Source organism: Monoglobus pectinilyticus (assembly GCF_002874775.1).
GTDB classification, from domain to species: Bacteria; Bacillota; Clostridia; order Monoglobales; family Monoglobaceae; genus Monoglobus; species Monoglobus pectinilyticus.
Window position 1 is genome coordinate 829,483 of sequence record NZ_CP020991.1, and the last position, 13,513, is coordinate 842,995.

Sequence of the window (13,513 nt, forward strand, 5' to 3'; positions counted from 1 at the left end):
GCGGCTATGCCCGAACAAATACCAATTAAAAATATTGCCGCTATAACTATAGCAGTAACCTTCACAGCCTTTTTACTCATCGTAATTCCTCCAATCAAAATAATAAACCACAAGGGCGGAAAGCGACAAAAAACTCGCTTAAAACCGCCCCCACTAATTAATCATATTATCCACGGCCTAAATTTATTCAGCCGCACAAATTACATACTAAAGCCTAGTTGGCTGAGATGACAAATATTTATTTACCATCATCGCTACCTTAAATATAATAGCGTCGTCGAATTCTCTCAAATCAAGACCGGTAAGCTTCTTTATTTTATCAAGCCTATATACTAATGTATTTCTGTGTACAAACAGTTTTCTTGAAGTCTCTGAAACGTTAAGATTATTTTCAAAGAATTTCTGAATAGTATATATAGTCTCGCTGTCAAGCACATTAATAGATTCTTTCTTAAATACCTCGTCCAGGAACAATTCACACAAAGTTGTAGGCAGCTGGTATATCAGACGGCCTATTCCTAAATTATCATAGCTGATTATATCCTTCTCGGTATCAAACACTTTGCCAACTTCAAGCGCAATTCTTGACTCCCTATACGCCTGTGACAAATCCTGAACCCTTTCAACAAGAGTTGAAATACCAATGAGCGGAGTAATCATAGCTTCAGCGCCCAAAGTGTCAAAAATATTCTGAGCGATAACCATAATTTCTTCCTTAGTAGGTTCTGTTCTAAATTCCTTAACAACAACAGCGTCCCGCTCGTCAACACGGATAACATAATCGTTTGCTTTATCAGGGAAAAGATTGTTTAATATCTCAAGGTATCCCTGGTCGGTCTCCTCAACAACCCTGATTAAATAAACAACCCTGGGGCACTCAACATTAATATGAAGTTCCTTAGTTCTATAAAGAACATCTCCCGGCAGAACATTATCAACGATAATATTTTTAACAAAGCTTGCCTTGTCATATTTTTCGTCATAATACTGCTTAATGGTCAAAAAGTTCACAGCAAGGAATGAACACGCATTTCTGGCAATATCGTCGTCTCCCTCACAGAAAACAACAAACTCACACTTACTGAATGTTTCTATTTTTTTATAGCAGGCTCCCGCCACCGTCTTTACTTCACCTGTAGCAGAAAAAACTGTAAAAATATTATCAACAGTATTTCCGATTTTATCCTCATCACTGCACGCGATGATTGTGTCGCTGTCATCAATAACTCCCAGCGTCCTTTGAACTTCTCTTTTCAATTGTACAAGCGTATTTTGAAATACTCTGCCCTGCACATTCGACACCCCCTGCAAATATATTTGTACAGATAATTTTACCTAATTGTTATTATAACTTAAAATTTCAAATAATGCAACACAAATTGTACAAAATTAATAAAAATGTCACAAAATACAAACATCCCCGTAAAAACGTTATTTCTAAAGTCTCGTTTTATTATTTACACCATTTTGACACCGTTCTGCTTTTCATCAACAATTTTCTAATAATGCTACCCCTTTATCTACTTGAGTTTTTAAAATGTGATTATAGTCTTGTGTTATTTCAACATTTTTATGACCTACCCAGTTTGAAACTACATTTAGAGGCACTCCAGCATACGCAGATAATGTTACGAATGTATGTCTTAAACCATGAGATACTATCTCCTTTTCCGATTGTATTCTTTTCAGCAAATCATTAATTCTATATATAAATAACGTTGAAGAAACATATGTATCATTTAATGTAGCACTTATTCTATTACTTGTTATACCCAATTTTTGCTGTATTTTTATTATCTTTTCTATTACTTCTATTGCCTTTGATTTAAATGGAATTGTTCGCATTCTTTCAGAAAATGTAGTAACAATAACTTTATTTTTATACACACTATTTAACCAGTCTAAACAGTAATCTTGAAATAACATATACGAATCTTGTGTTTCAAAATTGCCTTTTGCGACCTCTTTTTTATACTCTCTAAGTTTTCGTTTTACTGCGGATTCTCTTTTAGCATAGCCATAATGAGGCTTGACCATTTCTTCATTTTGATATTTAAATACCCATCTACCATCCTTTCTTTGATATATGCTCCTTGCTGTTACTAATATACCGAGGTTTGATATTAAAGATATTTCTTATTCAGACATTAATAAAAACAATTTGCATACCAAACCACCGATAAGATCTTACAACTATGAATTAATAAATGGAGACAATGATGTAAAGTTTCGCCCTGACAATAAGTATCAAAATTAGGATCTTAATTGTTAAACTCTATATAATAACATTCATCTAATATTCTACCGTTATTACCATTATCTGAAGTTAAAATCAGTAAAATAATAATTGTTAACTTATCCCAATATGTTTTTTCTACTCTTATCGTGTTGCTGTCTAAATTTGTTGTTACATACGTTCCGATGTCATTGTTTTTATTACCATTAGAATTAGAGTCCCAACTTTTCACTAAATCCCTGTATTCATTATAATCCGAAATCGTTGTATTTTTAATACTATTTTGTTCATTATCGCATATTATGTTTCTTACTGTTTCCAAATTTGTTCTTTTTTTAGCATCTTACCATACCTCCGCTTACTTGGATAGCTGAAAAACAAGGCTCATGTGCAATATATCTCATATGGTTAAAAATATATATTTGATAGAATATTCACATATTTTATAGATTGGGAGTGAAATGATGAATATCTTAAAAAAGTGCTTTAGTAAAACACTATACTTTAGAAGAATGGAACTAAAATTAAATCAAGAGAAAATGGCGGAAAAATGCTGTCTATCGCCACGTCAATACACAGATTTAGAAAATGGGAAAAGACTCCCGTCTTTTAGGAGTTTAATTAATATAATTATAAATGGCAGAATAGACTTAAATCTATTTATAGAAGAAATTATCAAAGCTGGATACGCACCTGAAGATTCAGTAGGTAAATAAATTTTAGGTTTATAAATAGAAATAGGCTTCTTAAATATTTTAAGAAGCCTATTTGTCATTATTTATTTATTTAAATCTTATAACTAAAAATTTTATACAATTTATTAATTTATATCAATTCGATACTGTTCGCCGTTCCATGTTACGTTCTGAGTTATTGTCATTTCTATTGCTGTCAGCGGAACATATGCAACATCATCTATCATTGTCATTGGATATCCCATATCATACGATTCTCCATTTACTATTATACCTTTGTTATCCAACATCATATAAATATAGTTTCCGTTATATTCCATTGCAATTGATTTATACTCATTATTCCAATCAATAGTTTTCGCTCCTATATATTTATATATTTCATCCATTGGCAGCATGATAATCCCATCTTTTATAATCGGCTGATCATAAAAATCCAGCTCTGTATTATTTAAATTAACTGATATAACTGGCTTGCCATCTAAAACATATGGATCTTCTTTGGTTCCTGTTCCGGATAATATAATAGCATTATCAATATCTAAATAAAATGCCGGACGTATTCCTTTTTTCTCAGTTACCGAACTTTTTGTATATTTGTCACCTACTTTAAAATCAATATTACTATACGGAAGATGATGCATATTTTGTGTATCTTCTAATACTTCTCCGCTTATTATGCAACCATTTATTCCAGCTTCTGCTTCATTAGCATTATATGGACTTCTTATCCAATAAGCATAATTATAATTCGCCTTCTCATATTCAAATTTTAGACCCTCAGATAATTGTGATACTGCAGAATCAAATGATTTAAAAATATTATATATTTGTTCCTCTTCTAACAAAAATATTTTGTCTTGTGTTATATTTTTAACACCACCTTTTCCAGTAATCATATATCCGACTCTTGGAATTGTATAATAATTATCTCCATGTGCATTTGTTTCACCATACATATTTTTAAATAATCCAAATGGATATTTTATTATATCTTTAGAAACTCGCTCAATAGGCCAATATGTTTGAATATAACTATTAATCATTATACTTCTTTGACTATTAGTAAAATTTGTTCTTGATATAAAACCACTTTCTTTATTATATTCAACAATATTTAAATCTGTCGAATTAAGCCATTTTCTTATTGATGACTCCTTCCAAAAATTTGTTTCTTTATTATGTAAATCTTCTACTGTATCAAATTCTTTAAAACACAGTATTTTATCAGAATATAACAAAACTTTCGATTCCATATCAATGTTATAGTTGATTTCATCAAAATAGAATTTTCCATTGTCAAATTTGCCTATTTCATATTTATCATTATAATCCGATTTTTTTATAACTATATTATTAGTTTCATCATATATTGCATCATTACTGAAAATTTTATTATTATCATTATTTACATACCTCCATAAAATAGGTTCATCATTGTACTTTCCCATTAAGAAATAATCTCCTTGCTTTAATTCGGGCAAAGATTGCAAATTTTCTGTTTGCGCAACACACAATGAGGTGTTCAGTGAAAATATTATTGTTATAACTATAATCAAATTCATCAATTTTTTCATTGTTTATTTCTCCAGTAATTCCTTATTTGCATTTCTTTTATAGGTTGTACAACATCAGCATATGCTGATGTTGTACTTATCAATATCGTTACTGCAAATATAAACATTGCTATTCTTGTTATTTTTTTCATACTTTTTCCTCTGTTTAACTTTATTTTGTATTTATGTCAATTCGATACTGTTCGCCGTTCCATGTTACGTTCTGAGTTATTGACATTTCTATCGCTGTCAGCGGTACATATGCTACATCTTCTATCATTGTCATTGGATAACCTAAGTCGTATATTTCTCCATTTATCATTATTCCTTTGTTATCTCTTAACATATAGATGTAGTTTCCATCCTTTTCTATTGTGACGGCTTGGGTTGCTTCATCCCAATTTACTTTTGCTCCTAATTTCTCAAATGTTTCTTTCACCGGTAACATTACTATTCCGTCTTTTATTGTTGGCTGGTCACTCATTTCTGCTTTTGTTCCATTTGTATATACTTCTATTTCTCTTCCTGTCATTATATATGGCTCTTCTGCTGTTCCGCTTCCCGATAATATTACTGCATTATCTTCGTCTAAGTAAAATGCCGGTCTTATCCCTCCATAATAATAACACGAGAGATGCATATATTCTCCATCTTCACCCAAAGAAGTGCAACCCAATTCATCTTTTGATGCAGTACGCAAAAAATAATCATTATATTCACTCAACTTTGTAAATAATGAATCACAATCTTCTCCTAATACCGCTTTAACTTCACCTAAGTTTTTCCACATATTATATATTTGCATCTCGTCCATTAAAAACACAGTATCCGTCACTTCGTGCGCTGCTCCATGATATGCCTCCGGCAATTCTTCTATATCATAAAATTTGAAATATCCGCCATTCATCGGACTTCCCTGCCTATATTCCTTTAATGCGTTATATACTTCTGTCTCCCCATTTGTTGCTAAATCAAGATGATTTAACGGCAGCATAGTCCATTGCATTACCGGTTTAAATACTTTTCTTTCTTTTTTTGAAAAATTACTTTCATATAGAAATCCTTTCTCGTTAGTAGGAATTTGGGCACTATCTATAACAAGATTATTGTAATTGACTGCCCAACTCCATTCTTTTTCGCCTTCCGCAACATCTGAATTTAACCAGGCTCTTGGAAAAGATTCTTCCCAAAAATTATTTTCTCCAAATGGTTTTAAACACAATATTTTATCACTTACTATGAGTTTACCATTCTCATCATCTGCTACATATCTCCAAACTATTGGCTCCTCATTATATTTTCCTAAAATAAAGTAATCTCCTATTTGCATTTCTTTTATAGGTTGTACAACATCAGCATATGCTGATGCTGTACTTATCAATATCGTTACTGCAAATATAACAATTACTATTCTTGTTATTTCTTTCATACTTTTTCCTCTGTTTAACTTTATTTTGTATTTATGTCAATTCGATACTGTTCGCCGTTCCATGTTACGTTCGGTGTTATTGACATTTCTATCGCTGTCAGCGATACATATGCTACATCTTCTATCATTGTCATTGGATAACCTAAGTCGTATATCTCTCCATTTATCATTATTCCTTTGTTATCTCTTAACATATAAATGTAGTTTCCATCCTTTTCTATTGTGACGGCTTGGGTTTCTTCATCCCAATTTACTTTTGCACCTAATTTCTCAAAAGTTTCTTTCACCGGTAACATTACTATTCCGTCTTTTATTGTTGGCTGGTCACTCATTTCTGCTTTTGTTCCATTTGTATATACTTCTATTTCTCTTCCTGTCATTATATATGGCTCTTCTGCTGTTCCGCTTCCCGATAATATTACTGCATTATCTTCGTCTAAGTAAAATGCTGGACGGATACCTCCATAAAAATGACATGAACCATGTCCATACTCTCCATTTTCATCCAGAGAAGTGCAACCCGTTTCATCTTTTGATGCAGTACGAAGAAAATATTCAGTATATTCGCCTGGTTCAGAGAATGCTGAAACTCCCTTTTCACCTAATATCGCTTTTATATCACCAAAATTCTTCCACATATTATATATCTGCATCTCATCCATTAAAAACACAGTATCTGTAACTTCATATGCTGCTCCATGATATGCCTCCGGCAATTCTTCCACACTATAAAATTTGAAATATGAAGGCTCAATCGAACTTCCCTGTCTATATTCTTTTAATGCGTTATATACTTCTGTCTCCCCATTTGTTGCTAAATCAAGATGATTTATTGGCAGCATAGTCCATTGCGTTACCTGTTTTAATACTTTTCTTTCTTTCTGTGAAAAATTACTTTCATTTAGAAATCCCTTTTCTTTTGTATTTATATTTTCATTTACCCATCTATTATGAAACTCTTTTAGATTCCAATCCACTTCACCTTCAGATACTGTAGAATTCAACCATTTTCTGACATATGATTCCTGCCAAAAACTACTAAGACCAAACGGCTTGTTACACAAAACTTTATCACTTACTATGAGTTTACCATTCTCATCATCTGCTACATATCTCCATATTATTGGCTCATCATTGTATTTTCCTAAACTAAAATAATCTCCTATTTGCATACTATCAATTTTTAAATTCTCAGATTCAATTATATTAGAATTACTTTTTGCGATTACCGACACAAATAATATACTTCCGGTTACTATTGTTAAACTCAGAAAAAAAATTATTAACCTTTTCATTTTTTACTCCTCCTTATTTATTTATCATTTGTCAGGTTTTGTCAACCAAATAGATGTTGATAATTCATTTTTCCATTGCCCCACTCCATTATATATGTAATCGTTTATATCATATATTAAATTTCCACCCGTATAAGCATCAGGAAAATCACTATACCGTGTACCGGAGGGGGATTGGTCATATGTCATATTGTTACCATTGTTGTGTGTATTATCATTTCCATAAATATTGCCATAACCTTGTTCATTTGAACCTCCGGAATATACACTTATGGGAATTCCATTAGCTTTAAGTGTTTCTACCTTTTTTAAATATGCTTCAAAAAATTGTCTCTTTTGTAAAAAAGTTGCTGTATTGCTTGCATCATTACGCCCCGTCACAAGCCCCATATCAAATTCTATCTGCATTCCTACCTTGGTATGCTCTTTATCATTGTTTTTATTAGCAATATTATATTCCAACACAGCATTATAAACAGTTTCAAGCTTATTATAATCTGCATCATTACCAGAAGAATAATATAAACTTGGCTGTATAAATATATAGTCGAATAATGGTCTTCCTTTGCTATCAAATTCATCTGCATATCTTATGATACTCTTAACATCTTTATTATTTTCCGAAATATATGGTTTCCATATTAACTGTTTATTCTTATCATGTATATAATCAGATATCATACGCATCTCATCAACATCTCTACCTTCCTCATTACCATAATATATTCCGCCTATTATACTGTCATCAATCCACCATTCTCCTGTAATACTTTCATATATCTGTTTTGTATCTTCAACATAGTTTTCGGTTGGATATTCCGTTGTACCTATATATAATTTTGGCGTTACTGTATTTTTAATTTTCCCGGCAATACGCAAGAAATTTCTTGCGTCCATAAACTTACCAACTATTATTTTCATTGCGTCTGCCGCTACATTCGGGTCATCTGTAGTTCTTGTCTGCAATGCAAAGTTGCCGCTTCCCCCTGTTTGGATTAACCAGTTTAGAGCATCAAATATCGTAAACTGATAGTTGTCATACATGTCTTTTTCTGAATTTATCCACCCACTGGGATTACTCCCTATAGTCATATCACGTGACCTGCCCGGTGCGCATGCGTATATAACCTGAAATACACTGTCATTTCCTTGTCGCATATCACCCTGAGCCCCTACATACGCTTTAATTATATACTTTAGATTTTCACGCCCTTCTTCTGTTTCATTTAATTTATACAGCATTTCTTCTACTTCCTGAGGATTCTCAATAGTCGCCGCATATAATTCTTCAAAAGAATCATACTTTGTCCCGTAGTATGAATGTCCGCTTGTGTCGACATATGTCATTGGATTATTCGCACAATATGTATATAAGTTCAAACTAAGCGGGTCACTCGCATCTCCTCTATATGTATCTTCCTGTATAAACCGTGCTGTTTCTGCATCATAGAATCGAGATTTCAAATAATATAACTCTGTCTCGTTATCATATTCGTATCCGCTGTATCTGTATGGATTTTCTATATTTTCGGTCTCTCCCGTGATATTTCCAAACGGGTCGTATTCATATGCTGCCGCAATGTTTCCGCTCTTTTCTGTTAGCGCTGTAACGTCTCCATGTCCATTATAATGATACGTATACTTTTTATCATTAGACTCCCTTGTTATCAAATTTGTTCCATATACGTTCCTTGCTGTTTGGTTTCCTTCTCCGTCTGTCTCTAATACTATTTTATCATACTCATAAAGATATTTGCAAGTATTTCCATTTACTGTTTTAGATACCCTGTTTCCTTCTCCGTTATAAACATTGGAAATTACATTGCTTCCCTGATATGTTTTTACTAGACGGTTGAACACGTCATATTCATATACCGCACCTATTTCTGAGTCATCATCTAGTCCCAGCAGCTTTATTTCCAGTTCTGTTTCCTCTCCGTCGTCTGATTTTTCCACTCCTTGGAACTTACTGTGTATATTTCCGTTATTATCATAATTATATGTTACCGTCTTTTTGGTATTTCCAACAGTCTGAACCGTGTCTGTCAGACGCTCCTGTTCGTTATAATTATACGTTGTTAATGATATTATTCCGGATTCTGTAACCGTTTCAGTCTTTCTGTTTCCGGCTTTGTCATATGTATAGGACGTCTGCTTATTTGACGGTTCGGTTACCGTCTTTAATCTGTTTGCTTCATCATAGGTATATTTTGTTGCACCCTTGTCTGCACCTGACTCAGTTTCTTCTTTATATATCAGATTTTTTGCCTTATCATACGCATATGAATATGAACTTATTATAGTATCAGCAGAAGTTTTGTTCACAATGCTTGATAAAGTTCCGTCGTCATTATACTCAAATTCGGCTTTGGAACCGTCTGCATTTGTTATTTTATTTTGAGCGCCGTTTAAATAATATTCATATGTTGTTGGCTCCGCATTTTCTGCATCCTTGACAGTATGCAGTCTATTGTTTTTATCATAAGTCTTTATCGTTACATTATTCTTTGGATCAACAGTCTTTTCTGATACTTCTCCGTTATTTATCAATGTCGTTATATCATATTGGTAAGTCGTTGTTCCAATACCGGGAACATCCTTGGTCAAAACTCTGCCCAATTTGTCGTATGTTCTGGTTGTTGTTCCGCTTTCGTCCTGCATTGTCAGTTTATTATTGGCTCCATCGTACGTATTATGTATTAAGACATTATCGCCGAGTTTAGTATCTGTAAGCCTGTCGTGCACATCGTAAACAAAAGATAATGTTACACCATTTCTATCGGTTTTCTCTATCACATTTCCACGCTCATCATACTTATAGCTTTCTGTCTTTGATGCTATACCTATGCCGCCATGGTCAATTTTAGCGGTCATTTCATTTCGGATATTGTATTGGAATGTAGTCGTATGTCCTTCGCCATTGGTTTGCGTCTCAAGATTTCCAAATAAGTCATAAGTATATATGTTAGTTTCTAAAACTCCTTCAACATTCTGGCTTGTAGTTATTAGTCTTCCCAGTTCATCATATTCATAATATGTGGTATTTCCTTTTGTTTATCCACTGTGTTGCCATCCATTTCAAATCTTACATTTCCGCGGCTGTCATACAAATTTTGAGTTGTAATAGCTTCTGTACCGTCCTGTTTGCTTACAGTTGCAGAAATATTGTTTCCTAATTTATCATATCCATATATTTCGAGACGTTCCGTTCCAATTGTTTTTCTTGCCATATTTCCCAATTGGTAAATAGAAATTATGTCTTTATATAAACAAATAGAAATAGGCTTCTTATAAATTTTTAAGAAGCCTATTTGTTGTTATTTATTAATTTCTATCCTATAAATAAAAAGATACGCAATAATATTAAATAGTTATAAACTTTTTCATATTTTTTCTTCTCCTCCGCTAAAAAAGGTATGATATTCTCATACCCTTTACACTTTTCGTTAAAACGGCTCATAGTCGGGGAATATACTCTCGAAATCTTTACGCTGCCAATTTTCCATCGGTATTTCCAGTCTTTCTCCAAAATCCATTGGCAGTTTCGGCTGGTCTACCAGTACTCGATTTAAGTTTTCTATATAGTCTACCTTCGCTTCAAACGCTTCCGATACTGCTCTCAGCGGCACCATTGTTCTCTCTCCAACCAACCTCGGCGGCACCTCTAATGTTACCACTTCTCTGCTGTTTCCCATCTCCGGATTATCTATCTGCATTACCACTGTTGTATCTTCTTTTTTTGCTGTGATTATTTGTGTTTCCTCCTCCCATTCAACCTCTGCTCCAAGCTCTTCAAATATTGCCCTTACCGGCACCAGCAATCTTTCGCTTTCCTCCACCGGTTCTTCATCAAATTGCATTCTCTCTCCGTTGCAGTATACTTCTGCATTTGTTTGAGGCTGTCCGTCTATTATATATGGTTCTTCTATACTTCCGCTTCCTGATATAATCTCGGCTTTTGTTGTGTCTAAATAAAATGCCGGTCTTACTCCATAACTATACGCACATATTCCCGAACTATAATCATCGTCACCAAATATAAATTGTGCGCTTCTGTTGGATGTCCTTAACATATATTCCTCTTCAAATCCTTCATAATAATCTTTATCATTTTTAACACTGTCGAATGCCCTTTGAGTTGGATATGCCCTTACTGTCCCAAAATTTGTCCATAACTTATATATCTGTGCTTCATCAATCAGAAACATTGTATCACTTAATCTATACATTGCTCCTTCTATATGACTAAAATTTCTAATACCCGAACTAAACACATTATATTTTCCATATCGACTAATAAAAGGATAATAGTTTGTTTGAAAACACTTTTTTAATCCGTTAGTTGACAAATGTGCATTTTTCGGCCCCAATATTTGCCATTGACTTACTGTTTTCATAACTGACAGTTCACTAATGCTAAAATTTCTTTCAGACAAAAATCCATCTTCATCTACATATGGCATGAATGGTGATAATGGTACTTTTGTATTGGGAGGATTATTACCCGGCCATATAATATTACCTGCATTTTCTATTGCATTTAACCACGCTCTTATCGTTGTGTTTTCCCATATATCTGAGCCATACATATCCTGACTTAAAAAATCATCAACATTTGTACCTGCGTTATATGCTTTATAGCATAATATTTTATCACTCAACAAAAGCATTCCATTTTCGTCATCATCACTTATACATCTCCATATTATTGGATCATCTTCGTATGTTCCAAGCTGAAAATATGTACCTATATTGTTCTCCTCTTCTTCAACTCTCTGTGCTTTTACCGGATTTATATTTAAACACATTAATAATAAAACAACTATTGTTATAAATTTTTTCATATTTTTCTCCTCCGCTAAAAAGGGTATGATATTCTCATACCCTTCTTTTCGTTAAAACGGTTCATAGTCGGGGAATATGCTCTCGAAATCTTTGCGCTGCCAATTTTCCATCGGTATTTCCAGTCTTTCTCCAAAATCCATTGGCAGTTTCGGCTGGTCTACCACTACTCGGTTTAAGTTTTCTATATAGTCTACCTTCGCTTCAAACGCTTCCGATACCGCTCTCAGCGGCACCATTGTTCTCTCTCCAACCAACCTCGGCGGCACCTCTAATGTTACCACTTCTCTGCTGTTTCCCATCTCCGGATTATCTATCTGCATTACCACTGTTGTATCTTCTTTTTTTGCTGTGATTATTTGTGTTTCCTCCTCCCATTCAACCTCTGCTCCAAGCTCTTCAAATATTGCCCTTACCGGCACCAGCAATCTTTCGCTTTCCTCCACCGGTTCTTCATCAAATTGCATTCTCTCTCCGTTGCAGTATACTTCTGCATTTGTTTGAGGCTGTCCGTCTATTATATATGGTTCTTCTATACTTCCGCTTCCTGATATAATCTCGGCTTTTGTTGTGTCTAAATAAAATGCCGGTCTTACTCCATAACTATACGCACATATTCCCGAACTATAATCATCGTCACCAAATATAAACCTTGCATCTGTTATTGACGACCTTAATGCGTATTCACTTTCAAATCCTTCATAATATTTTTTATCATTTTTAACACTATCAAATGCTTTTTGAGTTGGATATGCCCTTACTGTCCCAAAATTAGTCCATAGCTTGTATATCTGCGCTTCATCAATCAGAAACATTGTATCACTTAATCTATACATTGCCCCTTCTATATGACTAAAATTTCTAATACCCGAACTAAACACATTATATTTTCCATATCGACTAATAAAAGGATAATAGTTTGTTTGAAAACACTTTTTTAATCCGTTAGTTGACAAATGTGCATTTTTCGGCCCCAATATTTGCCATTGACTTACTGTTTTCATAACTGACAGTTCACTAATGCTAAAATTTCTTTCAGACAAAAATCCATCTTCATCTACATATGGCATGAATGGTGATAATGGTACTTTTGTATTGGGAGGATTATTACCCGGCCATATAATATTACCTGCATTTTCTATTGCATTTAACCACGCTCTTATCGTTGTGTTTTCCCATATATCTGAGCCATACATATCCTGACTTAAAAAATCATCAACATTTGTACCTGCGTTATATGCTTTATAGCATAATATTTTATCACTCAACAAAAGCATTCCATTTTCGTCATCATCACTTATACATCTCCATATTATTGGATCATCTTCGTATGTTCCAAGCTGAAAATATGTACCTATATTGTTTCCATCTTCTTCAACTCTCTGTGCTTTTACTGGATTTATATTTAAACACATTAATAATAAGACAACTATTGTTATAAATTTTTTCATACATTTCTC

General features: G+C 33.4%; 12 protein-coding genes. 1 reads left to right on the forward strand and 11 read right to left on the reverse strand.

Annotation, left to right across the window (positions count from 1 at the left end; genetic code table 11):
* Positions 1 to 207 precede the first annotated feature (207 nt).
* The 3 genes from B9O19_RS03825 to B9O19_RS03835 all read right to left on the reverse strand — a co-directional run bounded on the left by B9O19_RS03825 (position 208) and on the right by B9O19_RS03835 (position 2,558).
* Positions 208 to 1,293 carry a PucR family transcriptional regulator gene (locus B9O19_RS03825; RefSeq protein ID WP_102365183.1) on the reverse strand — a complete coding sequence of 362 codons (1,086 nt, stop codon included), beginning with the start codon at positions 1,291 to 1,293 and terminating at the stop codon, positions 208 to 210.
* A 195-nt stretch (positions 1,294 to 1,488) separates the two neighbouring features.
* Positions 1,489 to 2,037 (reverse strand): tyrosine-type recombinase/integrase, encoded by a 549-nt coding sequence (locus B9O19_RS03830; RefSeq protein ID WP_102365184.1) that lies wholly within the window; start codon positions 2,035 to 2,037, stop codon positions 1,489 to 1,491.
* A gap of 224 nt (positions 2,038 to 2,261) precedes the next feature.
* Positions 2,262 to 2,558, reverse strand: coding sequence for a hypothetical protein (locus B9O19_RS03835; RefSeq protein ID WP_102365185.1), 297 nt, complete (start codon positions 2,556 to 2,558; stop codon positions 2,262 to 2,264).
* 142 nt (positions 2,559 to 2,700) lie between these two features.
* Here B9O19_RS03835 and B9O19_RS03840 point away from each other — a divergent pair, with 142 nt between their 5' ends.
* Entirely contained in the window at positions 2,701 to 2,952 is a 252-nt protein-coding gene (locus B9O19_RS03840) for a helix-turn-helix domain-containing protein (RefSeq protein ID WP_158648907.1), read from the forward strand.
* Positions 2,953 to 3,056: 104 nt separating this feature from the next.
* Here B9O19_RS03840 and B9O19_RS03845 read toward each other — a convergent pair whose 3' ends face one another.
* The 8 genes from B9O19_RS03845 to B9O19_RS03875 all read right to left on the reverse strand — a co-directional run bounded on the left by B9O19_RS03845 (position 3,057) and on the right by B9O19_RS03875 (position 13,504).
* Positions 3,057 to 4,508: a copper amine oxidase N-terminal domain-containing protein gene (locus B9O19_RS03845; RefSeq protein ID WP_102365187.1), complete on the reverse strand. Its 1,452-nt coding sequence runs from the start codon at positions 4,506 to 4,508 to the stop codon at positions 3,057 to 3,059.
* The gene (locus B9O19_RS12105) at positions 4,505 to 4,639 is read right to left on the reverse strand and encodes a hypothetical protein (RefSeq protein WP_281254336.1); all 135 of its coding nucleotides are present in this window, start codon (positions 4,637 to 4,639) and stop codon (positions 4,505 to 4,507) included. The genes B9O19_RS03845 and B9O19_RS12105 overlap by 4 nt, the downstream gene beginning before the upstream one ends.
* A gap of 20 nt (positions 4,640 to 4,659) precedes the next feature.
* On the reverse strand, positions 4,660 to 5,916 hold the full coding sequence (locus tag B9O19_RS03850) for a stalk domain-containing protein (protein WP_102365188.1): 1,257 nt from the start codon (positions 5,914 to 5,916) through the stop codon (positions 4,660 to 4,662).
* Positions 5,917 to 5,936: 20 nt separating this feature from the next.
* Positions 5,937 to 7,211 carry a stalk domain-containing protein gene (locus B9O19_RS03855; protein WP_102365189.1) on the reverse strand — a complete coding sequence of 425 codons (1,275 nt, stop codon included), beginning with the start codon at positions 7,209 to 7,211 and terminating at the stop codon, positions 5,937 to 5,939.
* Positions 7,212 to 7,235: 24 nt separating this feature from the next.
* Complete coding sequence (locus B9O19_RS03860; protein ID WP_102365190.1) at positions 7,236 to 10,085, reverse strand: RHS repeat-associated core domain-containing protein; 2,850 nt, start codon at positions 10,083 to 10,085, stop codon at positions 7,236 to 7,238.
* 131 nt (positions 10,086 to 10,216) lie between these two features.
* A complete protein-coding gene (locus tag B9O19_RS03865) occupies positions 10,217 to 10,441 on the reverse strand; it encodes a hypothetical protein (protein WP_102365191.1) in 225 nt (74 codons plus the stop codon).
* Between the two features lie 216 nt (positions 10,442 to 10,657).
* Entirely contained in the window at positions 10,658 to 12,055 is a 1,398-nt protein-coding gene (locus tag B9O19_RS03870; protein ID WP_102365192.1) for a copper amine oxidase N-terminal domain-containing protein, read from the reverse strand.
* Positions 12,056 to 12,106: 51 nt separating this feature from the next.
* Positions 12,107 to 13,504, reverse strand: coding sequence for a copper amine oxidase N-terminal domain-containing protein (locus tag B9O19_RS03875; RefSeq protein WP_102365193.1), 1,398 nt, complete (start codon positions 13,502 to 13,504; stop codon positions 12,107 to 12,109).
* Between the last annotated feature and the right edge of the window lie 9 nt (positions 13,505 to 13,513).